This is a genomic window from Nocardioides sp. ChNu-99 (genome assembly GCF_029493445.1).
GTDB lineage: Bacteria > Actinomycetota > Actinomycetes > Propionibacteriales > Nocardioidaceae > Nocardioides.
Genome location: NZ_JAHWBL010000117.1, coordinates 1 through 1,332, shown reverse-complemented (window position 1 = coordinate 1,332; position 1,332 = coordinate 1). Strand labels below are relative to the sequence as shown.

Below are 1,332 nucleotides of genomic sequence, written 5' to 3'. Positions count from 1 at the left end.
TGTGAACCGTCACGGGTTCTCTGCCGCTTCTATACGGGGTGCGGCTCTCGGTCGAGGGCAGCGTAGTAGTCGTGCTCGTGCTCGGCTGGTGGGATCTGGCCGATGCTGGAGTGCAGGCGGCGGTAGTTCCACCAGTCGACCCAGCCGGCGGTGGCGTACTCGACGTCGACGAGAGTCTTGAACGGACCTTCGTGGAAGACGTCGGTGGCGATGGCCTCGGTCTTGTACAGGCCGATGATGGACTCCATGAGGCCGTTGTCATAGGCATCGCCGACTGTCCCGATCGAGGGCGCGATGCCCTCGAGTGCGAGGTGCTCGGTGTACCGCAGCGACGTGTACTGACTGCCCGCATCCGAGTGACAAACCAGCGTGCCGGGCTCGATCGGGTGGCCGTGGCGGTCGCGGTCCCACATCGCGATCCGCACCGGCGTCAGCACCAGGTCGGTGACCTTCGTCGTGGCGGCGTGCCAGCCCACGATCCGCTGGGCGAAGCAGTCGACGACGAACGCGACGTAGACGAACCCGGCCCAGGTGCGGACGTAGGTGAAGTCAGCGACCCACCTGGTGTTGGGCGCTGTGGCGGTGAAGTCGCGGTCCAGCAGGTCACCGGCCCGGTGCCCGTCACGGCCGGGGATGGTGGTGCGCAGTTTCTTGCCGCGGCGCACGCCGTTCATGCCGAGGTCGCGCATCAACCGGTCCACCGTGCAGTGCGCCACGTCCAGCCCTTGACGGCGCAGGTGCGCGGTCATCTTCCGCCGCCCGTAGAGCCCCTCAGGTGTCCCGACGGTGGCAAGCAGGGCGTCGACGATCATCGCGTCCGAGACGGTCCTGGCCGCGACCGGCTGGTTCGAGCGTCGCCAAGCCCTGTAGGTCCGCGCCGCGACGCTGCAGCCGTGTGCGGTGAGCACCCGGCAGGTCGACTCGACGGCGTGGCCCTCGGCTCTCATGTCTTCGATGAAGGACATGATCAGCGGTTGCGGGGGTCGAGCTCCCCGGCGAAGAAAATCGAGGCCTTGCGCAAGATCTCGTTGTCCTCACGCAGTCGACGGTTCTCGGCCTTCAGTTTCTTGATCTCAGCCGATTCTTCGCTCGTCACGCCGGGCCGGGCGCCGGCGTCGATGTCGGCCTGGACCGCCCACCGCCGCACGGTCTCCTTCCCGAGACCGAGCTGCTCGGCCACGACCTGCGCGACCGCGGTCAACGACCTGTAGTCGCCGCGGTGCTCCGCGACCATCCGAATCGCCCGCTCCTTCACAGCGGGATCCACCTTCTTAGGCATGTGCTCATCCTCCTTGACTCACAAGGAAGCGGCATCAAACCCGTGACGGTTCA

Annotated in this window: 1 protein-coding gene; it reads right to left on the bottom strand. The window is 66.8% G+C overall.

The window, feature by feature from the left end:
* Nucleotides 1-29: 29 nt before the first annotated feature.
* Nucleotides 30-1,279, bottom strand: a protein-coding gene (locus KK617_RS18635) for an IS3 family transposase (protein WP_277501680.1) whose coding sequence is annotated in 2 segments (ribosomal slippage) — nt 30-1,006 and nt 1,006-1,279 — 1,251 coding nt in all. Because the reading frame shifts where the segments join, the coding sequence is not laid out codon by codon here.
* Between the last annotated feature and the right edge of the window lie 53 nt (nt 1,280-1,332).